A 24,069-nucleotide genomic window follows, 5' to 3' on the forward strand; every position below is an offset into this window, starting at 1 on the left:
ATCTTTTACGTGCAAATTATACCAGATTTTCCCTGTACCTGTAAGTGGTAGCTACAACATTTTTCTGCGAAGTTTTTCCAGTATCTTCCTCTCACTGCGCGATACGGATACCTGATTTTTCCCCATGCGCTTTGCTGTTTCTGCCTGGGAAAGATTGTCCATATAGCGAAATTTTATCAGCTGTGCCTCTTCCTCCGGCAGCTGGTCGATCGCCTGTTTCAATGCAATATGATTCAGAAGCGGAGTTTCAAACCGGTGATTATCCTCCAGCTTTTCTTCCAAAGTCAGCACTTTTCCGTCATTTTCCGTCACCGGTCGTGAAAAAGAATCCACCTCTCTTCCTGCTTCCATTGCCACCACCAGATCTTCAATGGCAATTCCTGTCTTTTCCGCCAGTTCCTGCAATGTCGGCTCCTTATTTTGTGTCTTTTTCATTTGTTCTCTGACAATTGCTATTTTTCTTGCATGTTCTTTCATCTGGCGACTCGTATGAATCATACCGTCATCCCGTAAAAATCTCCGGATTTCCCCCATAATAAGCGGAACCGCATAGGTAGAAAAAGAGTAGGATAGCGAAGTGTCAAACCGGTCGATCGCCTTGATCAGACCAATCACTCCGATCTGTGTCAGATCCTGCAAATCGGTTCCCCGGTTTGCAAATCGTTTCGCCACCATATAAACCAGCCCCATATTCTCGGTTATCATCTGCTGCCTGATCTTCCGGTCTCCCTGCTGCGCCCTCTGGATGTTCTGTCGTCCATTTTCCTCTTTTGCCGGTATCTTACTGCTCACGTTCCCTTTCTATGTATTTCCACATAACCACACGTGTTCCTTCTCCTTTTTTTGACCGTACCTCAATCCGATCCATAAATGCCTCCATAAAGGAAAAGCCCATACCGGAACGTTCCAATTCCGGTTTTGTAGTAAAAAAAGGCTGCAATGCCTGTTCAAGATCTTCAATTCCGACTCCGTGATCTTCCACCGTTACCACCAATTGCTGACCGTTTTGGTCACAGGTCAGTTCCACCTGTTTCGTTTCATCTTCGTATCCATGGATAATGGCATTTGTCACAGCCTCACTCACTGCTGTCTTTACATCTGCAATCTGCTCCAGCGTCGGATTCATATTTGTCATAAATGCGGTCACAACCATGCGTGCCAATCCCTCATTTACGGATTTTGCATCAAAATGAACCTGCATATGATTTTCCTGCACCATTTTATTTTTCCTCCTCTTCCAATGAAATAATCTGAAACAACCCGGATTTTTCAAATATTTTATACACCCGTTCTCCCAGATTTACCGCTGTCACTTTTCCTGCATGCATGTCCATCGTCTTTTTTCTTCCTATTAATATACCGATTCCGGAACTGTCCATAAAATCAGTCCCCGCAAAATCAAATACAATCCTGTGAACATGCCAGCTTTCCGCCAACAGATCTATTTCCCTGCTCATATTGCCTGCCACATGATGATCCACCTCCCGCGGCATCGGCACAATCATGCAGTCCGCTTCCTTTCGATATGCTGCTTCCATATAAAACCTCTTCCTTTCCCTTACTTCTTTATAAATAAGCAAAAAAAGACACCGACAGTAACCTGTACTGTAGTGTCTTTTGTAATGCAATGTGTTCCTTTTTATTCCTGTGCGTCTACATAATTCTGTGACGTTCTCGCCCGCTCCGTATCCGGATAATTTTCAATTACATACTGATAATACGGTTTTGCAGATTTCAGGTCCCCGTTTTTCCGGTAGGACTGTGCCAGATAATAGGCAGCTGATCCGTCCTGGAAATCTTCCTGCTCATCCGTAATCTGTTTTAATGTATCGATGGCGTCCTTATACTTTCCACGGGAGTACAAACTATAGCCTTCCTTGTAAAGCTGATTCAGATACTTATCCTGTACCTCCCCATGGATATCATCATATATGGTTTTGGCTTTATCGGACAGATACTTCGTCTTTACTTTGTCCAGCGTCTCTCCCGCAGTCGTCACATCCTTTGATCCATAATAGGAAACACATGCCTGTAGGAGATTTTCATAAGTGGATATCTTAACCTTGACCTTTTCGTTGTTGGTCGTCTGCTCCTCCAGCTGATTTTTCAGATCCTCCACCTGTCCTTCCAGATCTTTGATTGTCTGTCCATTCGTGGAAATGGTATCACTCGCCTCAACCAGTTTTCTCTGTGCCTCTTCTTTTGCCTTGTTGCGGACGCTCGGCACGATCAGAAACGCGGTAATCGCAGTACCCACGATTAGTCCGATCACGATATATACCAATGTTGCCCCAATCGAAGATTCCTTAAACCGCTTCGGCATGATAATGGTCTCATTTCCACTTTGATAAGAAATCAGATCATCATCCTTCGGCTTTTTGGAAGGACTTTTTTCCTTCAGTCTTGCATTCACTTCGCGCAGATAACGCAGGGTGGTTGTATTATTTGTATCAATCTTTCCCGCATTGCGCAAAGTTTTTTTTGCCAGTTCCAGCTTATTGTCCTGCAGATAAAGAAGCGCCAGCAGCTGATGTGCCTTGACAAGCTTCGGATTCAGCGAAAGTACCTTTTTCAGCTGGATAATTGCCAGATCCCGACTGTCCTGCTTGCAATAGTGCAATGCCTGGTTATATTTTTTAATCGTCTGATTTACGGAATCCAATCTTCCCCGGTCCTGCTGGATCTCATCAAGATAATGACTGGCAAGATTGTCCTTCGGCTGATAACTGCGGCTGATCACCCATTCACTTAAGGCATCTACCACTTCTCCTGTCTCGCAATAAATCAATCCCAGAAGATTTCGTGCATCAATATTATATTTATTAAACTTCAGACTGTTTTTCAGGCTGACAATCGCTCCGGAAAGATTTCTCACGCCCGCCTGTTCCAGCCCCAGATTATAATATGCGTTGGAAATGTGACGCACTTTCAAAAATACGGAAAGATCTGCCCCGCAATTCGGGCAGCGCTTTGCATTTCCAACCTCCTGTCCACATTTATAACAAATCATTTCTTCCTCTTTTTCATTACTGTCCTAACTGCTGGCCATTCTGACGTACATCACGCAATATTTCGGTAATAATATCCGTTACGTCTGTCAGATCATGGTTATAAATCGCCGCCTCGGCTTCTTCCACTTCCAGACTCGGCTGAAAATTTTTCAGCTCCTTTTCAAAATTAATCATTTCTCCTGCTCCTTTTTGCGATATACAGGTTCTGCGTTCCCATGTATCTTAATTATAATATAATGCATTGGATATGCAAGTAAATTTATTCGCATTATTTCTCGGAAATATTACAGGAACTGCATCTGTTTACTTGAGAGAGATCATCACAACCCCTTCTTTTTTCTTCTGAAAACAAACGGATTCCTGCAGTTCTTTTACGGTAAGCGTCTGCTGGTCAATGGTTACAACACATCCGGAATACACTTTGCGTACGACACTGATCTTTGCATTTTCCCCGCGTTTGACCAGTTCTTCCAGACGATCTACCGCTTTTTGGCTTTCAGCAATATCTGCCTGCGTTTTCATTTTGGCACGAAGAAGCTCGGTTCTGCGCGGATCTTTCGATACATCAATTCCTTTTTGCGCAGCCACCAGTTCAAACTGTTTCAGCCCGGTGGTAATCTTCTTGATCACTTCCCCATTTTCTTCAATGGATTTCTGCAGATCCGACAGTTCCTGCCGCATCTGCGCACTGACTCCGACATGCACCTGTGTCTTTACTTCCGTGGAATTTCCGATTACATTCACATCCATTCCACTGATTGCGTAGGCATATCCGCCAATGATACTTCCCTTTTTTCCGGTTACATAAATATGATCAAAACTGATCATATGACTGTCTAATGCATAAGTCACTTCAATAAAGCCATCGGCTTTCACCTTACAGTATTCGAAAAATTTTGCGTGGATATTCCCACCTGCACGAATACTGGTCTTGTTTCCACCGAGAACACCGCTTCGCAGGACAATATCTTTTCCCGCTTCAATCACACAGTTCTCGCAGATACCGTCTACCGTGAGACTTCCACTCGTACTTACCTTTGCCCCCGGTTTGATTCCACCGTGGATTATAACATCTCCGTGATATTCCACATTTCCTGTACCGATTCCCACATCACCGGGAATTTCATAAACTGCGGATATCCGGATCTTTCCGTTTGTCATTTCAATCTTTCCAGACAGGTCTGCAATATAAGTACTTCCGTCTTCTGTACAGTGAAATCCTTTTCCGCGGAGTGGCTGCAATGGCTTGCCACGGACTGCCAGTATCGGCTTTCCCGAAACATTCATCCCGTTTACCGCCTCGGTTGGTGGATAGTAGGTGGCAATTGTCTGACCTTCTTTTACCATCTCCACTGTACGGATGCTCCAGTAATCTATGGAACCATCCTCCTTGACCTTTGGTTTTCCATCCACATCCGGATTGAAATGAAGTTCATAGCGGCCATTTTCTGCATTGACCGGTGGCTGTCCTTTTGCAATACATACATCTCTCATGTACACTCCGCCATCGATCATCTCCTGGATCGCCGCTTCGTCAATTCCATTGGTTACCCGCTGGGTGCGGATATACCGCACCAGCTCTGATAATGTGTATCCCTCTCCGTTCTCCGGCGGCTGCAATGTCAAATATGCTTCCATACTATCCTGTGAAATCCGAACAACCGCACCTCTCATTGAAATATCTTCCATGGCATTTTCCCCTCTCTGCTATAGAAATCCGAAACCATTTATTTCATTTGTGCCAGCCGCGCTTCTACCTGAGCCATCATCTGCTCATACTTTGCCAGCTTGTCTTTCTCTTCCTGTACCTTTTCTGGTTTTGCGTTATTTAAGAATTTTTCATTGGAAAGCATGCCCTTAGAACGTGCAAGTTCCTTCGTCAGCTTATCTTTTTCTTTATGCAAACGCTCTTTTTCTTTTTCAAAATCTACCAGATCCTCCAGTGGCAGATAAAGAACTGCTCCTGGAATCACAACGGAAACCGCATCCTCACTGATACCGTTTTTGTCTGCCTGTACTATAATCTCGCTGGTAGAAGCAAGATTTACATATACTTCCTTATTTTCTTCAAAAACAGTGCGAAGCCCTGCATCCTCAGATGTAATATAAAGCTTTGCCTTTCTTGATGGCGGAACATCCATTTCTGTGCGGACATTACGGATTCCCTTAACGAGATCCTTACAGTGCTCAATGGCAGATTCCTCTGCCGGGAAGTTCCACTCTTCTTTGTACTCCGGCCACTTGGAGAGCATAATCGTCTCTTCCTCTGACTGTAATGTACAGAAGATTTCTTCTGTGATAAATGGCATATACGGATGTAACAGTTTCAATGCCTCGGTCAGTACGGTCTTTAAGGTCCACAGTGCTGCATTGGCAGATACCGGATCTTCATCCTTTTTATAGGTACGGACTTTTGCGATCTCAATGTACCAGTCACAGAACTCATCCCAGATGAAATCGTATACTTTCTGTACAGCAATTCCGAGTTCAAATTTATCCATATTTTCTGTGGCATCTTTTGCAAGGGTATTCACCTTGGAAAGAATCCACTTGTCTGCTGCATGTAACTCATCCTTTGACGGCGTATGGAGTTCAAATCCATCCAGATTCATCATGATAAAACGGGATGCATTCCATACTTTATTGGCGAAGTTACGGGATGCCTCCACACGCTCCCAGTAGAACCGCATGTCATTTCCCGGTGCATTTCCGGTAATCAGTGTCAGACGAAGTGCATCTGCGCCATACTTGTCAATGACTTCCAGTGGATCAATACCATTGCCCAGTGATTTACTCATCTTGCGTCCCTGGGAGTCACGTACCAGTCCGTGGAACAGTACGGTATGGAACGGTGCCTTACCCATCTGCTCATATCCGGAGAAAATCATACGGATAACCCAGAAGAAAATAATATCGTATCCGGTTACCAGCACATCGTTCGGATAAAAATAATCCAGATCCTCGGTCTTTTCCGGCCAGCCTAACGTAGAGAATGGCCACAGTGCAGAAGAGAACCAGGTATCAAGCGTATCCGGATCCTGTGTCATATGTGTACATCCGCACTTCGGACACTTGCCAGGATTTTCGATGGATACTACCATCTCGCCACAGTCATCGCAGTACCATGCCGGAATGCGGTGTCCCCACCACAGCTGACGGCTGATACACCAGTCACGGATGTTGTCGGTCCAGTTAAAGTAGGTCTTGTCCATACGCTTTGGAAGAAGTTTGATATCTCCGTTCTTCACACCTTCCACAGCCGGCTTGATCATCTCATCCATCTTTACAAACCACTGCTGCTTGATCATCGGCTCAACCGTTGTATGACAGCGGTCATGCACACCGACATTGTGGGAATGTGGAACAACTTTTACCAGAAGTCCCTCTTTCTTAAGATCATCCACCAGTGCTTTCCGGCACTCGTAGCGGTCCATTCCGGCATATTTTCCGGCTTTTTCATTCATCGTTGCATCGTCGTTGATGACAACAATTTCTTCCAGATTATGACGCTTTCCAACCTCAAAATCGTTCGGGTCATGTGCCGGAGTGATCTTTACGCATCCGGTTCCAAATTCCTTGTCTACATAAGCATCTGCGATCACCGGTATTTCGCGGTCCGTCATCGGAAGCTTTAAAGTCTTTCCGACAATATCTTTATAACGCTCATCGTCCGGGTTTACTGCCACCGCAGTATCACCAAACAGTGTCTCCGGACGTGTGGTGGCAATCTCTACGAAGCGGCCTTCCTCTCCAACAACCGGATAATTGATATGCCAGAAAAATCCATCCTGCTCTTCATGCTCAACTTCCGCATCGGAAATGGAAGTCTTACATACCGGACACCAGTTGACAATACGGGAACCTTTATAAATCCAGCCCTTCTTATATAACTTGGTGAATACTTCCTGTACCGCATGGGAACATCCTTCATCCATCGTAAAGCGCTCACGCTGCCAGTCTGCGGAAGAACCAAGTTTGCGCAGCTGCTTTACAATACGTCCGCCGTATTCTTTTCTCCACTCCCAGCACTTATCCAGGAACTCTTCACGGGTCAGGTCCGCCTTATTGATGCCCTGCTCTTTTAAACTCTGGATCACCTTTACCTCTGTAGCGATGGATGCGTGATCCGTACCCGGCTGCCACAGTGCATTGTATCCCTGCATTCTCTTGTAGCGGATCAGGATATCCTGCATGGTATTATCCAGTGCATGTCCCATGTGAAGCTGACCGGTAATATTTGGCGGTGGCATCACAATGGTAAACGGTTTCTTGCTGCGGTCTACTTCTGCATGAAAATACCCATTGTCCTCCCACTTCTTATAGAGACGATCCTCTATATCTTTCGGATCGTATGTTTTACTTAATTCTTTGCTCATGTGTTCCTCCTTAATATAAATGAAACGCCCTCTGTACAGAAAGCCTTTTCTTTTTCTGCACAAAGGGCGAAAACTCTCGCGGTACCACCTTTGTAATACTCATCATGTCCTTTAACGGGGACGATCCGGGAATGCCTACAGGGCAATGTACCACATTCAACATTCCAGTTCCGGAGCTACCTTCCACACTGCATCCTGTGGATATCTTACAGCCATTGCAGGAACATTCTGCACGAAAACTCTGCCAATGCTCCACTTCAATGAATATCCTTCTCTTTCAGGAATTCCATGTGTACTCCTCTCCATCATCACTTTTTTATACATAATTTAATCTTACTTGCGGCTCTCTTTTTTGTCAAGAAGATTTCTGTGAAATTCACTATAATTCCTCTTCTACCATGTTCTTTTCCCGATGGAACATATCGTAGATACATGGAATGACAATCAGCGTCAGAACGGTACCATAAACCAGTCCTCCAATCAGTGTGATTGCCATCGGACGCATCATGTCGGAACCGTCACCGATTCCAAGAGCCGTAGTCAGCATTGCAAGAACCGTAGTCAGTACCGTCATCAGAATCGGACGCACCCGGGTCTTTCCGGATGAAATAATCGCCTCATGCTTAGAAACACCCGCTTTTCTTGCCTGATTGATATAATCAATCAGTACAATACCGTTGTTTACAATAAGACCTGCCAGCATGATAAATCCAAGCATTGCAAGGACATTGACTTCCTGCCCTGTCAGAAGCAGAGCAATAAATCCTCCGGTGAAGGCAAGCGGAATCGAGAACATAATGATAAACGGAGAAACGAGTGACTGGAACTGTACCACCATGATCAGATAAATAAAGATAACTGCCAGTATCATCATCAGAACCAGCTGGCTCATGGAATCACTGATTGTCTCGTCCTCTCCGGTCATTTCGATATGATAGCCTTCCGGCACATTCAGCTTATCCATACTCTTTTGAATTTTATTGCCAAGCAGTGTGACATTGTGATCTTCATCCACACCACAGGATACCGTAATATAACGTGTCTGTGCATCCCGTTTCATGGTGCTGAGTGTTGTCGTATCTTTCATCTCACAGATTTTCGTAAGAGGAATCTCTTTTTCTTTTCCGTCTTTGTCTGTGTGGGTAAATGTCATCTGTCTGATATCGTCCAGTTTCGTATCCGTCTGTTCCTGTGTCTGCACATAGACTTTATAATCTTTGATGTCTGTGGAAATCGTGGTTGCGCTCTTGCTGTCTGCCATCTTCGCACTGACAAGCTGATATACCTGTGCAACCGTGTATCCGTATTCCGCAGCTTTTTCTTTATCCACGGAAATGGTAAGCTGTGGTTCCATATCTTCCAGACCATCGTCCACATCCACGGTTCCCTTTGTCTGCTTCATCACATCTGCCACTTCTTTGGCAAGCTTCTGCAGCGTATCAATATCATTTCCTTTAATTCTGACGGAAAGACCGCTGCCGAAATAACTGCTGTAATCCATGGAAGAACTGTTGGTTTCTACTTTGCAGTCCAGATCTTTCGTCCTGCTGACAATTTTTTCTTCCACATCCGATGCTTTGACTTTGGAGTCCTCATCCAGCAGGATATACATGCTGACGCTGTCATTTCCTCCACCCATCAGATTCATCGTGGAATCTCCACCAGCCATCGCTCCGACCGTCTTGATTCCTTTGATTTTTGAGATTCTCTGAATCACATCATCCGATGCCTGTGTTAATTCCTCAAAGGTCAGTTTCTCACCCTCTTTTGCAGAAATCGTGACGGAAAGCTGATTTGTCTCCATATCCATATCCATAAAGTTTAAGCCTTGTGAAAGTGACAGTGCTGCACTTGCGATCAGAAGAACCACCGCAATAATCAGTACCAGTGGTTTGAAACGCAGACACCACTCCAGCACTCTGCCATACCATTCCCGGACGGCATCGAACCACGGATGACGGATATCTTTTGTTTTTCTGAGTGTAACAGAAGCCATCGCCGGGACAAACGTCAATGCCACGACCAGACTCGCTACCAGGGTATATGCAATCGTCAGGGCAAGATCCACAAACAGCTGCCGGGTAATTCCCTCTGTAAAAATAATCGGCGCATAGACGCTGATCGTGGTAAGCGTTGACGCAATGATCGCCCCCGTCACCTGTTTTGATCCTTCTACCGCTGCTTTCCGGATGGAATAGCCTTCTGCGCGCAGACGATAAATATTTTCAATGACAACAATTGAGTTGTCCACAAGCATACCAATACCAAGCATCAGTCCGGACATGGAAATAATATTTAAGGTAATTCCGGTAAAGTACATCAGCACGATTGCAGCGACAACGGAAAGCGGTATGGAACATGCAATCACGATTGTCGGTTTGATATCTTTCAGGAACAGCAGCAATACCAAAATAGCAAGGATTGCCCCCCAGATCATATTCTGCATTACAGAGTTTACAATCATGTCAATGTATACGCCCTGATTCATCAATACATTCAGGTGGAGCTTGGAATCTTCTTTTTCTAACGCTTTAAATTTATCCAGGATACGATTCGTAACTTCTCCGGTAGAATATCCGGTCTGTTTTTCCATCGAAAGCATAATGCCAGGATTGCCATTAATCACGGCATACGTCTCATCGGAATTATCCGTCACTTTGACTTCTGCCACGTCCGAAAGACGGATCGTATCGATTCCGTCGATTCCCATATCCACAAGCGGCAGATCTTTTAATTCATCGACATCCTGCACGGCATCTCCCACGCGGATCAGATACTGGGTATCCCCGTCCATGGCATATCCCGCCGGCATATCAAAATTCTGCGCGGCAAGCAGGCTTGTGATGGTATCCTTGCTCAGCACTTTATTCAGATCTGCGGAATCATGTGCCGTATCTTTGGCTTCATCCAGTTTACTCTGTGCGCTCTCCAAGGAGGAGGCTGCATTGGCCAGTTCGGTAGAAGAAGCACTGACCTGAAGTGCCGTCATGGATGCATTGGCATTCAGCGTATCTAAAGCCGAGGCCAGGCTGACTTTTCCGCTCTCTACCTTCTGCTGTGCACGTTCAATGGTTTTCATTCCTGTATTGACTTCGGTCAGGAGTTTTCCCACTTCTGCGGATGCCGCCGGGAGATCCTCATAGGTATTTACTGTGATTCCAAGCGAGGACAACGCTGAAAACTGCTTTTTCACAACCGCATTAACCTGTTTGATCTGTGTCTGCATCTCACTGCTCTCTGCAAGCTGCGGGTTATCTTTTAATACCGTCACGATTCCGGTATAGGCATCCGACTTCATAAAGGTCTGAATACCGGTCTGGATCTGTTCCAAAGAAGCTTTCTGTTTTTTTAACTCTGCGAGTTGTTTTTTCAGATCCTGTTCCGTCTTGTAGAGCTTCTTCTGCTGATCCATCGTCTGATTAATCGCGCTGTTTAGCTGCTCCGATCCCTGACTGATGGAAGACTTTCCACTCTCTACTTTCTTTTTCCCCGCATCAATTTTTTTCTGGGACTTTTCAAACTGTTCATCGATCTTCTTCTGAATCTTTTTATTTAATGCGTCTATCTTGTCCTGATTGAGTGTTACATCTACGCTTTCTTCCAGCTGCCCGGTCGTAGTGACAGAAGCCACTCCTTCCAGACTTTCAAGTGCCGGCGCAAGATCATTCTTCACATAATCGGAAAATGCGTTCGCATCCATGCCATCCTTATCCACCGCTGCAGCCAGCACCGGCATCATGTCCGGATTGACTTTCATAATTATAGGTGTTCCAATGGAATCATCCCATTGCCCGGATACCTGATCAAGACTCTGCTGAATTTCGATCACCACCGAATCCATATTCGCATTCTGCTCATATTCCAGTGTTACGATGGAATAACTGTTATAGGAAACAGAACTGATATTTTTAATGTTGGACGTTGTTGCCATCGCCGATTCAATCGGTGATGTCACATCACTTTCCACCTGTTCCGGACTTGCTCCCATATCGGTTGTGATAACCAGCGCATACTGAAAACTCATATCCGGAAGCAGATCTGTCGTCATTTTTGACAACGAGACCGCACCAAGCACGATGACCAGCACGACTGCCACAAGCACGGTATAAGGACGTTTCACACTGTACTTTGAAATCATGTTTTCCTCCTGTAAATTTTTCTTCTGCTGAATAAAGCAGACACATTGGAAGTGGAACACAGTTCCCAGCGCCTGCTTTTTTTTCATTATACCGATAATCGGTTCTTTTTTACAAGAGGATTTCCGAAAGCTTTATTTTCTTTTTAGAAACAAAAAAGACATCCGCTTCCGAATGTCTTTCTTTCCTGTACTTTGTCCGTTATTTTCTGACTACTTTATGCGTTCTCCTCCAGTCCATCCTCTTCATCCGAAATAGCTGCAGATGCCCCGGATACTGCTGCAATCACTGCGATCAACGCCCCAAGTACCGCAATCCCGATAATCGCAATCAGAAAAATAAATAACCCCGTTGCTGACATGATTCCATCTCCTTTTGTAATTAATCCCCAAATCCTTTTCACCTGTCTTATCCTTTAAGATACCCGGATAAGTCTCAAAGAATACAATTTCTTTTTTTTATTTTATCACAGAACCACTGTCCTCACAATGTTATTTTACTTTAATTTTCATGGAAACTGTCTTTGTCTTTCCGTTCTTCAGTGTTACTTTTGCTTTGATCGTGACGGTTCCCTTCTTCTTTGCTGTAATCTTTCCGTTTTTATCTACTGCTGCAACAGACTTTTTACCAGATGTATATGTAATCTTTTTTACATTATCTAGATCAAGCTTACTGCTTAACTGTATCTTTGTATTCTTTCCCGCTTTGATGGAAGCTGTCGTCTTTTTTACGGCGACCGTTTTTAAAACCGCTTTTTCCACATTTTTTATTTCTGCTGCAGAAAGCATCCGATAATCCGAACCTGCGGCAAGATTCACATGTAATGTGCCATCTTTTCCAACGGTATACGTCTTTGCATTCACCAGTTTATACGCTCCGGTTTTCTTATCCACAACAACGACACTCAGTTTGTTTCCTGCAGTTAAGTCTTTTGCATCTGCGGTTACTGTATATCTGATATTTCCTTCTTTATCGGTAACATTTGCAGTAATTGCCACATGGTCTGTTCCGGCAGCTTCCACGATCCTGCTCACCATATCTGCAGAAATCTCTGCCTTGGTACCTGTCACTTCTGCACTTGCTTCCGTTACTTTTCCAGCCGTATCTTTTGTCACGATAACCGTTACTTCTGCTTTCTCCCCGGAAGCAGTCGTTGCCGTTACGTTCTTTGATTCGGTTGTCTGCTCTGGCTTGTCATCCTTCTTCGTATCATCAGATGGAGTGACGGTTGCAGCGCTGCCGGAGGATGAGCCACCAGAGGATGAGCTGCCGGAAGTATTTGTATCATCCTTTCCTTCCGAAGATGATGCATCCTTATGCAGATACAGCACATCCACTGCTCCCCATCCGCCATCCTCATGTTCTACACATACACGAAGTTTTACGCTCTTTGTCTTATCCAGTGTAAAAGTTACCTTCGGTGTATGCCAGTCTCCCCATGCGGTCATTGCTGTGGCTTCGCCGGTAAATAATACACTGTCATCTTCTGCGTTTAATATCTGCATGGTTACATCTGACTGTGCCCCCTGGGCATATGCTTCCAATGTATAGGTTCCTTTTTCCAGCGTAATTGCTTTCTTATATGTAACAGAACCATTTGCTGCGGATGCTCCGTACCAGCCCATACTGTTTTTTCCGCTCTTTGCATTCTCTGCGGAAGGAATTCCCTTAAACGTGGCTCCGTCTACGGTAAAGTATTCTCCACTGTCAAATTCAACCGCTTCTTTATTTGTAATCAGATTTGCATATTTTACCTGTAAAGTAAGTGTAACATCTACACTGGTTTTTCCTTTATAAGCACCTCTTGTAATTTCTTTGCTCAAAGAAACTGTACCGGAAATCTGATAAGTTCCGGGCTTTGACATATCCGCCTTTTTTACAGATGCTTCATCCCAGGTAACCGCCTCTTCTACCGGTGTTTTGCTATCGGAATACGTAACTTCCACGGAATCCGGAAGTGTAAAATCACTGCCTGCAGTAATCGTCTGTGTCAGTGCAGAATCAAATCCTTCTACACTTACCAGATTCGAAACAGCCCCTGTTTTTACATAATTCCATACATGAAGTGCAGGAGTTGCCGTGCCATCCGGATAAAACATGGCTTCATTGTCAACTGCAGAACCGCCATACCATTTGCCTGCATCTTTCGAATCATATTCGTTGGCATAGCTTGAAGCCCATCCGCTTCCGTATTTTTCCCACTTTTCCTGATTTTCCTTTACCTGTGCATTGTATGCATCTCCGGTAAGTCCTTTGGTATTTCCAACGGTCAGCCATGCCGGCTCCCAGTAATATACCCCAAGTCCTCCTGCTTCGTTTACCGTATTGATCAGATTGCGGATTGCAGTTGCCTGTCCCTGCTCGGTAAACGGCTCCGTTGTGTCAGCTCCGTTATCATTATTTCCAACACGCACTGTATTGGCATGTCCGTCACTGTCTTCTAACGTATAAGCATAACTGGTTTCCGCAACCATCACATCTTTACAATATGTATTCTTTACCGTCTCAAACTGCTGTTTTAAGTTATCTAATGTTCCATGCCAGTATGGATAATAACTGGTGGCAAGAATATCATAATCAACATTGTTGTCCTGCAGATTTTTTGCCCATGTTACCATGGTTCCTTTATGTGGGCTTTCCACATGGATGACGACTTTGACATCCGGATTATACATTTCTACACCGGTTGCGCCCGCTGAAAATAATACACACATATTGCTGACATTTGTCTCACCGATAAATCCGCCCGTTGTCTCATTACCAACCTGCACCATATCCACAACATCTTTTGACGGATCAATGGTATTTAAGGATTCTGTGATATAAGTATTTAATGCCTCTTTTTTCTGTTCAAGGGTGTAACCTTTCCATGCTTTCGGTTCCTGCTGCTTGCCCGGATCTGTCCACAGATCGGAACAGTGGAAATCAACTAACATTTTCAGTCCGGCATTGCGGCATGCATCTGCAAACTCCTTTGCTTTTGCCACATCATTGTTTCCTCCGCCATAGCCGTTGCCATTGGCATCATACGGGTTATTCCATACACGGACACGAATGTGATTGATGCCCTGCTCTTTGATAAACCTGCAGATATCATCAAGTGTTTTCAGTTCGTTTCCGTCATAGTCACGGTATACCACACCGCTCTGTAATTCAGAGATCATGGAGGAGATATCCATTCCCATGATAAAATCAGAAGACAAATTGTTTACTTTTGTTACATTGATCGGTGCATCTTTTACACTGTTGGATGCCTCGTTCACTGTAATTTCTATTTTCTTTTTCACAATATCCTTCCACTCTGCGTCCTGAAGTTCTGCCTGAATTTCGTTGGTTCCAAGCGTTCCTAAAGTTGTCTGCAAAGTCAGGGAATAACCACTGTTTTCATAATCTATAAACTCATTGGAACTGTTTGTTGTATTATTCCACCAGTACAGATGCAGCCCTGCTGCTTCTAAATCGGTGATTTCGGTCTGTCCCTTTTTCAGTACGGCTGTCAGACTAACTGTATCACCTGCTTCTACTGTAGTGTTATCTGCTGTGATCTGCAGATTGTATTCAGTGGAATTGTCATCATCATCTGCCTGATCTTCCATATTCAATCCAGCTTCTGACAGATTTGTATATACGGTTTCATCTTTTACTGCATAAGCGCTCTCCGTTCCGGAAACAAAATTCGCATAATCGCTTTGGTTATTATACTGACTGTCATATTGTACCAGTATATTGTCATCTCCTGTTCCATTCTGATAAATGGTAAATCCATCATCTGCCTCTGCATCCAAAATTTTAATAGTTACACTATACCAGTTTTCATTTCCATCAACGGCTTTCATAACGGCAAGATCATGATTCCATCCAAATTCAGAAGTCACTTCTACATCTTCTGCAAATGAAATTCCAGCCCAACTCCATATATTCACATACAACGGCTCCTTGCTTTCATTGTAATAATACAATGTGAAACTGCTATTCTCCGCTGCCTGTACGCTCTCCTTTCCGGCATTCCACACCCCAAGCTGTGTAATCACCATAGCAAGTGCCAGAAAAAAACTGAGCACTCTCCTGTTCCAATGTTTTTTCTCTTTCATACACGATCCTCCCTCTTTGGACACAAACACGATAGTTCTGATATCCTCTCCCTTATCACCAGACCTATCGTGTTGCGCAACCGTTTGTTTTGTTGATATGTCCACTATACCACTTGCGCAACCGTTTATTCAATTGACGGGAATCCCAAGTTTTTCTTATGCATTTTATACACTTTTCACATACATTTCCGTTGTATGAAAGAGATTTTGCACAACGCAAAAAAGGTGCAGTATCGTAAATCTCTGCGCCTTTTTTGATATTTTATGCATTTATACCTGTATTTTTATTATTTATTTTGTTTTCTGCTTATTTTTACAAGGTATTTGCCTATAATTTTTCCGACCATCGTAAACACTTTTACCAATGCCTATAGGATGCTTTATTTCAATTTTTTTATCATGGATTTTAATTCAATCTCTTCCAATTCCGTTGCATCCATAATCTGTTCTAATGAGTACCCTTTCTTATGCATATTTAAAACTACTTTTTCAATTTCTCTTTGCTTGCCCTCGACAATTCCAGCTTCTCGCCCCTCGGCAATTCCGGCTTCTCGTCCCTCGGCAATTCCGGCTTCTTTAATGCCCTGACTCAAATTACACATAATACTCACTTCCTCCTTAAAACTTTCTTCCATTGGAATATGATATTCCTGTTCCATAATTTTCATTTTTTGCTGTTGTGATAATTCATTAGAAAACATGGCACATAACAGTCTATGCAGCCCATATTCATTATGACTCTCCGGAAGCGCATTCGTCAAGCCGATCATAACGATATTTACCAGATTCAAATTTCCTTTCCAATTATGCTTTCCGAGTAAATCTTCTTTTGTTAAATAAATATGACACATACTGTTTTCCGGCATATTCATGCAAACCCATATACTATAGACTGTCTTTATATCATTATAATTTGATTTTACAAAATCCCGTTCCTTCTGTGAAGAAATCAGTCTGCTTACATAAAAAATAGCGCGGTTTAAAATCTGATAGGAACCGGGTTCATCTTTTTGTGCTTCCACATTGATAATCATCTGTGCCAACCCGTTTCTCATTCGCACATAAAAAATAATGTCAAAACGAACCAGTCCTTCATTTTTTTCTCCGGTTTCTGTATTTAGTCCTACAATCCTTTTCCCCTCCACATTCCTGTCCTTATTGGTCAGTCCAGACGCAACCGGTACTTTGCTGATATATGGATCTCCTTCTATCAGGGAAGCTACTTTTTCGATTTCCATCCCTTGAAATTCTTCCACTGTTCTAACTAAAATGTGAGCCAATACATACTTTTGTGCTAACAGACGCTTTGCGCTTTCATCATACTGTGCCTCACTATCAGCTGCCTGTATGGCATTCTTTATCTCTGTATTCAAATAAAACCTCCTCTTACATAAAAATCCCCGTCAAAAAATCTCCCCAAAAGAACGTATGTGATTTTATTGTAAAAGATATTGATTCTGATAGCAAATTAAATTTTTATAAATCCATATTTCCATATTTATGGTCGATCTTGATAAACTAAATGAAGCTGTCATACAAACTAAAGTTCATACGACAGCCCCTCTTCATTTAATGCTAAATTCTTTTTATTGTACTGTAAAATTCACCGTAATTTCAACCGACTTTGATTGTTTTACGATAGTTCCATCATTTTTTGCATAACCAAACGATATTTCAAATTTTACTGTATTACTTCCTTCATGAAACAGTTCATCATTCCAATGAATATCTACAATGCCCCAGCCGGTTTCCTGACTTACTCTGTTCCAATCGTAACCATTTTGTTGAATTTTCAGATTTTCAAAGGAAATAGAACCAATTTCCTGTAACTCGTCCGGCACTGTTCCATACGTATATTTCAACATTCCTTTTCCAAAATCTACCGCAATTGCACTTCCGGATGTTACAGTTTCCAAATTAATTGTTGTCTGATCCGGTTCTTTCAATATTATTTCAAATTCATCGGCATTTTTATCTAAAGAAAACGTTGTCTGCGCATACATTTCAGAGCAGCCTTTGAGACGTTTGTATAAAACATACTCTGTATTATTTGTAAGATTTTTGATTTCATAATTTCCAAGTCTGCCTGCGTAACCGTCCCATTTTTCTTCCGGAACATCAGAAATTGCTGTACCACTTGTGACACAAGCATATTCATATCCCGTTTCATAAGAAACAACAATTGACTCCTTTAACTGTTTTACTATAGTAGGCTCTGATACTGTAATTGCATCTCCTGTACAGGCAAAATCTACAAAATCATTCATCATATAATTTGCATCGCCCTTATAAATTCCTACCCAGATGCTTACCATCGCATGGTCTTTTTCTACTGTTTCATCTGGATATTCTTCCTCATACTTGAAAGGACGGGTCTGCACACTCCATCTTTCAATCTTACAAGCCTCTGTATCTTTACTCAGTTCCTGTTTTAAATCTTCTTCGAATGCATGTCTGCAAATTTCCGCACTCTTTAGTCCCGATACCGAAGCTATATGTGTCTTTTCCATTTCTGCCTGCACAATTTTCTTTGCTGCATCCAAAGATGCCCAGACAGAACCATCATATGTGAATTTCTTTACAAACTTTATGCCGGATATACTTATTGTTATTGTATATTCCCCTGTCTGCAATTTTTCTGAAAATTCCATATAATATGCCTGTGTGTCCTGCTGATGTCTGTATATCTTATCTATGTTCACCTTATTCCCGGCTGCATCTGTAACCGTCACTGCCTCTGACGCAATTTCTGCCGGAACTGTCTGATTAAAATATGCTGCAATCTTTTGTGAAGAACGAACCATAATATTAGTTAGTTTCAACGGATCTGGCGAAGTATAGGTGTATCCAGGATTGGTAGTTGTCGTTTCGGTATTCTTTCCATCTGAATTTACCTTGGACGATGTACCTGTAGCCACTTCCTGTGTCCCAGATGGTGTTTCTACTTTAACTGCCGTAGCTGTATCATTTTTTACTGCAACTTCTGTCTTTTCTCCAGTTGCTGCAACTTTACTTCCTTCTGCTCCCTTTGAAAGCGTAAGAGAAATATCTGCGGCAGCTTTTACATCTACCGGTGTACTGGACACAACACTTGCTCCTGCAGCCTTTTCACTAACCTTAATTGGTACTGCAGTTGTGGTTTTTCCTTCTACAGAAAGTACTGCAGCCGCTTTAACATTTACTTCTCCAATTTTTCCATCTACAGCAAGATCAACAATAACCGGTGCAGAAATTTCTACTGCATCAATTGTTCCTGATGCTTCAATTTTAATTTTTCCACCTTCCTGTGTTACGGAAACTTTTGCCAAAGATGCACCCGCTTCAACAATAATTCTTGCATCTACGGCAGTAATTTTAATTGAATTTCCCTTCGCATTCTCGCGGTAAGTATTCGGCTTGATTGCCTGAATATCAATAGACTTGAATTTTCCGTTATTCACAACATCCGCATTCGGCGCGTTGATCACCAGATCCACTTTGCTGTAATTGCCCTGTGGTACCGTAAATGTAACGGCTCCCTGCGTTGCAACCGTGATCTTTCTGACGTTTTTATTTTTCAGAGCCTTTTCCAGTTCGCTCTGAGAACCAACGGTCAAGCTGGTAACTTTTGCTGTTTTCTTAACCGCAACCTTGCAAGTCAGCTTGGTTGTCTTTCCATTTTTTGTTGTCACCTTACAGGTAACAACAGCATTTCCAGCTTTTACTGCCTTTACCACTCCCTTTTTGGAAACGGTTGCAATGGATTTCTTATTGCTGGACCACTTCAATTTGGCCTTTTTCCCTGCATTCTTTACTTTCAGGGTCTTTTTCTGTCCCACCTGAAGTGTCATTGTCTTTGCATTTAATCTTGGTTTTTTGGTTGCTGCATATGCCACTGATGGCTGATAGATCGTGATGATCATCGCAAATGCCAGTACAAATGCAAGCAGTTTTTTCATTTGTTTCATAGTCATCCTCCTGACAATGATTCATATCCTTTGAAATTCAGATATATTATTTTACTGTAAATGAAGCTTCTCCATCCGGAATTCCTTCTGCGGTAACGCTCACCTTATGCTCTCCTGCGGAAAGTCCTGTAGCATCCACCCAGATAACAAATACACCATCTCCATTTAAGAAAGCATCCTTAGGTTTTACTTCTGTACCATCTACTTTAATCACAAAATCTTTTCCATCCAGCTTTGGTGTACAGATAACGTACAGGGTTCCGTCAGATACCCAAGGCTCTTCTCCGTCCGGAAACATTCCATCAACCTTTAATGCTGTAAATTTGAAGGATTTTGTTACTGTCTTATAACCTTTTTTCTAGATGGCAAAGGTATGTTTTCCATCTGTAAGTTTCTTTGTAAGTGTAACATAAGAAACTACACGCTCTCCATCCTTATCTGTCCATGTACTGTAATCCTTTTTCCCGAGTTTCTTTCCATCCAGTACATAAGTTGCGCCCTTGATTTCCTCTCCCGGATAAGAAATAGTTTCTCCACCAGTGAATACACTAATATCCTTTGCTGCAATTCCAAGTGATTTTGCTGCTTTTACGGTAACTTTACATGAATATGCAGCTTTTGTCTTTGTATCCTTTGCTGTAACAGTACAGGTGCCTTTCTTTACGCCTTTTACCAGTCCCTTTTTATCAACAGTGGCAATCTTCTTATTGGAAGTTTTCCAGGTTACGGATTTTACTCCTTTCACAGTCAGTGAAACTGTCTCTGTTTCATAAATAGAAACCGATTTCTTGTTCAGTTTTCCCGCAGCCTGCACCGGTGTTACCATGGCACATGTTAAAACCATTGCCAATGCTAAAACCATTACCACCGCTTTTTTCAGCTTGTTCATAATCATTTCCTCCTTATTTTAAATAATATTTTTTACATATTGATTCTACCTCCCCCCGAAAAGATATGTCAATGTGAAATTCGTTTTTATCCAGAAGCAAATATTATGTATCGTTACGTTCTCTGATATTTTCTGCCCATAATCCCTTCTCTGGCTTCTAGAATATGAGTTTCATGAAAAAACAGGACATATAGAGGAAAATTTTTATATTATATCCCCATTTTCTCGTCAGTCAGGACATATACGAAAAAAACTGTTTGTTATGTCCCTTGTAAATGTCATAATAGGACTTTTTTATCACCTTTACGTCTATATGTCCCATTTGACTGTTTCAGAAGGACTTTTTTGTTATCGTTTTGTCTATATGTCCCATACCGCTGCCACAGCAGGACATTTTTGTCACTCTCCTGTCTATATGTCCCACTTTCCTTATTCACCGGGATATTTTTTGCCCTTTATCCTTTATATATCCCATTGGGTTCTTTCATCAGGTTTTTATATAGAACAGAAATGTTTCGCAAAGGGAAATCCGTATATCTGTTGGTTTCAATAACCAAAAATCCGGGAAATACACAACTCAATGTATTACCGCCTCCGTCGTCTTTTGTTTTTCGGCATCATCCGCAATCTGTTTTCCTGTCGCATCCATATGATAATTTTTCTTCATGATCAGCTTCGAGATGGGCACAATCTTGTAACCCTGTTCCTCTAAATTGGTCAGCATGGCATCCAATGCATCCGCTGTATACTTTGCTCCATTGTGACAGAGGATAATGGCTCCCGGTGCAAGTGCTTTATGGTTGCAAACCGTCGTGATAATAGAATCCACACCATAATTCTTCCAATCCAGACTATCCACTGACCACTGAATCGGATAATAATGCATGGCGTACGCCGTCTTGATCACATCATTGTCGTAAGCCCCATAAGGCGGCCGAAACAGATACATCTCATATCCGGTCAGTTTTTTTACTTTATCATGCACAGTTTTTAATTCACTGTCTTTTTCCTCCTGGGAAATTGTCGTCATGTCATAATGATGCTCACTGTGGTTTCCCAGATCATGCCCTCTTTTTACCAGCTCTTTCACACAATCCGGGTTATCTTCTACCCAGCCTCCGGTCATAAAAAATGTCACCTTTACTTTATGTTTATCCAAAACATCCATGATACGCGGAAAATCTTCTGCTCCCCATGCAGCATCGAAGCTGAGTGCTACTTTCTTTTCTGTTGTGTCTACACAGTAAATCGGAAGTTCACGATCCCCGACCTTAGCACTTGTAATCACTGCAGATGTCGCCTGATACGAGACAAACATCAGACAGCAAATAAGAGCCATGACAAGAAAACCGTTTCCGATCTTCCTGCATGACTCTTTTTTTAATTCACGATGTATTTTTTTGAACATAATAACTCCATCAAATGTCTTTGTAGAGTATATGTACCATTCCAAAAATTTAGACGCAATTTATGCCTGCAGCTCATCCGCTCTCTGAATGAAATCAATCACCACAAGAATTGACTGCAGTGCTGCTTTCTCTGCAAATGTTGCATAATCCATAGAAGCACCCTCTCCATCCGAAATGGAACGTAAAATTGCAAACGGAACTTTATTTACATAACAGACATGTCCGATAGATCCGCCTTCCATCTCACAGGCAATCGCATCAAACCGCTCATGAATCTTTGTCTTCTGCTCCGGTGTGCTGACAAACAGATCCCCTGTGGCAATCGTTCCGACATGATAGTGAATTCCTTTTTCTGCCAGGCAGCTGCCCAGCAGTCTGCACATTTTTTCATCTGTCGGCAGATACACTTCGTTGATACCGGAAAGAAGTCCAACCGGATCTCCCAGAGGTGTCGTATTCATATCGTGCTGCACTACCTTATCTGCCACAGCAACATCCATTACGCCAAGTTCTTTGCAAAGCGTACCACCCACACCGATATTGATCACATAATCCACATGAAACTCCAGAATCATTGCCTCCGCACAGATCGCGGCAAACACCTTGCCGATTCCACACACTGCTGCAACCACTTCCTTATCTCCAATGGTTCCGCACACATAGGTAACGCCACTGTATTCCTTCGTGCTGATATCGCTCATGGATGCTTTCAGGTTATCCACCTCAATCTGCATCGCACCAATTACTCCGATTCTCATGTATCTTTTCCTCCTGCAATCTGTTTTATTCTGGATATGTAAAATCCATATTTGTCTGTTCTTCCAGCACAGCAAGATAGGTTGCCGCTTCTGCCTTTGCCGCTGCGAGAGATAAATTTTCATAATGTCCGCACTCAATTGCAGACTTACCGAATACCTCTCCTTTATGATCATAAATCTGTCTCAAAACCTCTTTTGTCATGGCAAACACTTCTTTGGGACTTCTGCTGTTACGAACCAGCAGATAAAATCCGGTCTGACATCCCATCGGTCCAAAATAGACAACTTCATTCCCCATCTCGGAATTGCGAATATAGGTAGCAAACATATGCTCCAGGGAATGCATGGTTGCATTGTCCATATAATCTCCTGCGTTCGGCTTGCGCGTACGCAGATCATAGGTAATCACATCCCCATCTTCACGGGAAATATAAAATCCCGGCATCAGAAGATTGTGATTGATTGTAAAACTCTTAATTCGATTCATTTTGTGCCTCCTGCAAAAAACTACTATTTCTTGATCAGAGTTCCCATACCACCGGTAATCTCTCCTGCTTCTTTATTTAATTTGGTTACAAGAACAGAGCGGATCGCAGACTCTCCAATGAAGTCAATTGCAGCTTCAATCTTAGGTGCCATGGTTCCTTCTCCGAATTCTCCTGCCGCAAGATATTTCTTTGCATCGGCAAGAGAAAGGGTATCCAGCTTTACCTCGTCTTCTTTGCCATAATTCAGGCAAACCTTATCTACACTCGTAAGGATCACCAGCATATCAGCATCCAGAAGTTCTGCAAGCTTTCCGGCTGCAAGATCCTTCTCAATGACAGCACTGGCTCCCTGCAGACGGTTGTTCTGTGCCAGAACCGGGATTCCGCCTCCACCACAGGCAATGACAACCTGATCGGCATCGGACAGTGCGGAAATTGCATCAATTTCCACGATATCCATTGGCTTTGGAGATGCCACAATACGGCGGTATCCACCTTCCACCTCTGTCACATGATTCCCCTTCTTTTCTTCTTCCTCTGCTTCTTCTTTTGTCATCACACGACCGATCACTTTGGCTGGATGATAAAATGCCTCATCATACGGATCAACGACAACCTGTGTCAAAACAGTGGAAACTGTTTTATAAATACCACGATTTAATAACTCTGTACGGATGGCATTCTGCAGATCATATCCGATATATCCTTGACTCATCGCAGAGCAGACAGAAGTCGGAGTTGCTGTATATTCCGGATACAGACGGCAGAATTCGTTCATTGCCGTATGGATCATGCCAACCTGCGGTCCATTGCTGTGTGTAATAACCACCTGATAATCTTCGCGAATAAAATCCGCAACTGCTTTTGCAGTACGCGCAGCTGCCTTCTGCTGTTCCGGCAGTGTACTTCCAAGAGCTTCATGTCCCAATGCGATTACAATTCTTTTCTTTTTCATACATCCTCC

The 24,069-nt window shown here is 42.9% G+C and carries 19 protein-coding genes; all 19 read right to left on the bottom strand.

Annotated features, from left to right (window positions below; genetic code table 11):
• Positions 1 to 51: 51 nt before the first annotated feature.
• On the bottom strand, positions 52 to 792 hold the full coding sequence (locus tag M72_RS01685) for a sigma-70 family RNA polymerase sigma factor (RefSeq protein WP_022045472.1): 741 nt from the start codon (positions 790 to 792) through the stop codon (positions 52 to 54).
• On the bottom strand, positions 782 to 1,219 hold the full coding sequence (gene spoIIAB, locus M72_RS01690) for an anti-sigma F factor (protein ID WP_022045471.1): 438 nt from the start codon (positions 1,217 to 1,219) through the stop codon (positions 782 to 784). Before spoIIAB ends, M72_RS01685 begins: the two co-directional genes overlap by 11 nt.
• Before the next feature lies 1 nt (position 1,220).
• Positions 1,221 to 1,538, bottom strand: a complete 318-nt coding sequence (locus tag M72_RS01695; RefSeq protein ID WP_022045470.1) for an anti-sigma factor antagonist — start codon at positions 1,536 to 1,538, stop codon at positions 1,221 to 1,223.
• A 101-nt stretch (positions 1,539 to 1,639) separates the two neighbouring features.
• A complete protein-coding gene (locus M72_RS01700; protein WP_055066934.1) occupies positions 1,640 to 3,010 on the bottom strand; it encodes a tetratricopeptide repeat protein in 1,371 nt (456 codons plus the stop codon).
• Between the two features lie 16 nt (positions 3,011 to 3,026).
• Positions 3,027 to 3,185: a hypothetical protein gene (locus tag M72_RS17020; RefSeq protein WP_022045468.1), complete on the bottom strand. Its 159-nt coding sequence runs from the start codon at positions 3,183 to 3,185 to the stop codon at positions 3,027 to 3,029.
• Positions 3,186 to 3,314: 129 nt separating this feature from the next.
• On the bottom strand, positions 3,315 to 4,700 hold the full coding sequence (locus M72_RS01710) for a DUF342 domain-containing protein (protein WP_055066935.1): 1,386 nt from the start codon (positions 4,698 to 4,700) through the stop codon (positions 3,315 to 3,317).
• Positions 4,701 to 4,738: 38 nt separating this feature from the next.
• Positions 4,739 to 7,387: a valine--tRNA ligase gene (locus M72_RS01715; RefSeq protein ID WP_022045466.1), complete on the bottom strand. Its 2,649-nt coding sequence runs from the start codon at positions 7,385 to 7,387 to the stop codon at positions 4,739 to 4,741.
• Between the two features lie 156 nt (positions 7,388 to 7,543).
• Positions 7,544 to 7,711, bottom strand: a complete 168-nt coding sequence (locus tag M72_RS17295; protein WP_155208329.1) for a hypothetical protein — start codon at positions 7,709 to 7,711, stop codon at positions 7,544 to 7,546.
• Between the two features lie 55 nt (positions 7,712 to 7,766).
• Positions 7,767 to 11,525 carry an efflux RND transporter permease subunit gene (locus M72_RS01720; RefSeq protein WP_055067125.1) on the bottom strand — a complete coding sequence of 1,253 codons (3,759 nt, stop codon included), beginning with the start codon at positions 11,523 to 11,525 and terminating at the stop codon, positions 7,767 to 7,769.
• A gap of 215 nt (positions 11,526 to 11,740) precedes the next feature.
• Positions 11,741 to 11,884 carry a hypothetical protein gene (locus M72_RS17025; protein ID WP_022045464.1) on the bottom strand — a complete coding sequence of 48 codons (144 nt, stop codon included), beginning with the start codon at positions 11,882 to 11,884 and terminating at the stop codon, positions 11,741 to 11,743.
• Between the two features lie 130 nt (positions 11,885 to 12,014).
• A complete protein-coding gene (locus M72_RS01725; protein ID WP_022045463.1) occupies positions 12,015 to 15,614 on the bottom strand; it encodes a glycosyl hydrolase 53 family protein in 3,600 nt (1,199 codons plus the stop codon).
• 380 nt (positions 15,615 to 15,994) lie between these two features.
• The gene (locus M72_RS01730; RefSeq protein ID WP_055066936.1) at positions 15,995 to 16,987 is read right to left on the bottom strand and encodes a hypothetical protein; all 993 of its coding nucleotides are present in this window, start codon (positions 16,985 to 16,987) and stop codon (positions 15,995 to 15,997) included.
• Between the two features lie 213 nt (positions 16,988 to 17,200).
• On the bottom strand, positions 17,201 to 19,561 hold the full coding sequence (locus M72_RS01735; RefSeq protein WP_055066937.1) for an Ig-like domain-containing protein: 2,361 nt from the start codon (positions 19,559 to 19,561) through the stop codon (positions 17,201 to 17,203).
• 46 nt (positions 19,562 to 19,607) lie between these two features.
• Positions 19,608 to 19,859, bottom strand: a complete 252-nt coding sequence (locus M72_RS01740) for a hypothetical protein (RefSeq protein WP_055066938.1) — start codon at positions 19,857 to 19,859, stop codon at positions 19,608 to 19,610.
• 60 nt (positions 19,860 to 19,919) lie between these two features.
• Positions 19,920 to 20,450, bottom strand: a complete 531-nt coding sequence (locus M72_RS01745; RefSeq protein ID WP_055066939.1) for an Ig-like domain-containing protein — start codon at positions 20,448 to 20,450, stop codon at positions 19,920 to 19,922.
• Between the two features lie 577 nt (positions 20,451 to 21,027).
• Positions 21,028 to 21,858, bottom strand: coding sequence for a polysaccharide deacetylase family protein (locus tag M72_RS01750; RefSeq protein ID WP_055066940.1), 831 nt, complete (start codon positions 21,856 to 21,858; stop codon positions 21,028 to 21,030).
• 60 nt (positions 21,859 to 21,918) lie between these two features.
• Positions 21,919 to 22,617: a 5'-methylthioadenosine/adenosylhomocysteine nucleosidase gene (locus tag M72_RS01755; protein WP_022045458.1), complete on the bottom strand. Its 699-nt coding sequence runs from the start codon at positions 22,615 to 22,617 to the stop codon at positions 21,919 to 21,921.
• A 25-nt stretch (positions 22,618 to 22,642) separates the two neighbouring features.
• Positions 22,643 to 23,104: an S-ribosylhomocysteine lyase gene (locus M72_RS01760; RefSeq protein ID WP_055066941.1), complete on the bottom strand. Its 462-nt coding sequence runs from the start codon at positions 23,102 to 23,104 to the stop codon at positions 22,643 to 22,645.
• Between the two features lie 23 nt (positions 23,105 to 23,127).
• Complete coding sequence (gene arcC, locus M72_RS01765) at positions 23,128 to 24,060, bottom strand: carbamate kinase (protein ID WP_055066942.1); 933 nt, start codon at positions 24,058 to 24,060, stop codon at positions 23,128 to 23,130.
• Between the last annotated feature and the right edge of the window lie 9 nt (positions 24,061 to 24,069).

The organism is Roseburia faecis, from assembly GCF_001406815.1.
GTDB lineage: Bacteria > Bacillota > Clostridia > Lachnospirales > Lachnospiraceae > Roseburia > Roseburia faecis.